The sequence below is a fragment of the Streptomyces sp. NPDC048142 genome (genome assembly GCF_043202835.1).
Lineage (GTDB): Bacteria > Actinomycetota > Actinomycetes > Streptomycetales > Streptomycetaceae > Streptomyces.
In genome coordinates, this window is the sequence record NZ_JBIDBC010000084.1 from 1 (window position 1) to 1,541 (window position 1,541).

Sequence of the window (1,541 nt, forward strand, 5' to 3'; positions counted from 1 at the left end):
AGCTTGCCTTTTAACCTCTGACCTCGAACGTCGTCTCGTACGGGCTCACTCGTTGGGAGATTCGCGAGGCACGCTGACGGCCTTCGCATGACCATGCATTCCGCCACGGAAGCTTGTTCATACGAAGGCCGCAGAGGTGAGTGTGCTGGACGACGACGCCCGGCGTGATGCGTTCGACTTCGCGTCACACTTCCGGGAAGACTTCTACGCCTGTCTGACCCGACGTGGTGACACCCTGTTCGAGCTGTGCGACGCGATGCTCTGCGAGAACGGGCCGGTCACTTCGCCGGTCGACCTGACGCTGTTGGCCGAACACCGCCGCGGGCACGGCGCGCTCTATGACGCGCTGAACTGCGGCCGTATCGACACCGTCGGGCTGCGGCGGGCGCTGGCGGTGCTGCCGCAGCCCAAAGCGGCGGACAACCGGCTCGTCCTGGCGGTCGATGTCACCCACTGGCTGCGGCCCGATGCCCCGTGCAGCCCGGACCGGCTGTTCTGCCACGTCTACGGACGCAGCGGACGCTCCAGCGACCAGCTCGTGCCCGGCTGGCCGTACTCGTTCGTCGCCGCGTTGGAGACCGGCCGCACCTCGTGGTGCCAGCTGCTGGACGCGGTCCGCCTGGGCCCGGACGACGATGTCGCCGAGGTCACCGCGGCCCAGGTCCGCCGCGTCGTCACTGACGTGATCGCCGCAGGCCAGTGGGAGCCCGGCGACCCGGACGTCCTGATCGTCCTCGACGCCGGCTACGACGCCCCGCGCCTGGCCTTCCTTCTGGCCGGCCTGCCCATCGAGGTGGTGGGCCGGATGCGCTCCGACCGTGTCATGCGACGCCCGGCACCGCCCCGCACCCGCAGAGCCGGCCGCCCGACCCGGCACGGTCCGGTGTTCCGCTTCGCCGACCCGGACACCTGGGGCACCCCCGATACGGAAACCGTGCAGGTCACCGACCGCTACGGCACCGCGCGGGCCATGGCCTTCGACCGTCTCCATCCGCATCTGACCACCCGTTGCGCATGGATCGACCACACCGGCGAACTCCCCATCATCGAGGGCACCCAGATCCGTCTGACGGTCGACCGGCTGCCCAGCGGTCAAGATCCGCAGCCGATCTGGCTGTGGTCCTCGAAGACCGGGATGACCGGCGAGGATGTCGATCTGCGCTGGCAGGCGTTCCTGCGCCGCTTCGACATCGAGCACACCTTCCGCATGCTCAAGCAGACACTCGGCTGGACCCGCCCCAAACTCCGCACCCCCGAGGCCGCGGACCGCTGGACGTGGCTCGTGATCGCCGCCCACACCCAGCTGAGGCTCCTGCGCGAAGCCGCAGCCGACCTCCGTCGCCCGTGGGAGAAGCGAGTGGAGGCCGCCCGACTCACTCCGGCCCGCGTCCGCCGGGGATTTCGCAACCTCCGCCCGCATCTGCACCGTCCCGCCCGTGCACCGAAACACTCAACACCGGGACCAGGTCGCCCAGTTGGCTCGAAGAACCGCCACCCCGCCACCCGTCACAACGTGGGCAAGACGACCAAACGCCCCGAGA

General features: G+C 69.4%; 1 protein-coding gene. It reads left to right on the forward strand.

Features of this window, described 5'->3' with window-relative positions:
- Positions 1 to 142 precede the first annotated feature (142 nt).
- Positions 143 to 1,541 (forward strand): NF041680 family putative transposase (locus ACGF2Y_RS36620; RefSeq protein WP_392956423.1); only part of this gene is annotated, 1,399 nt, incomplete at its 3' end.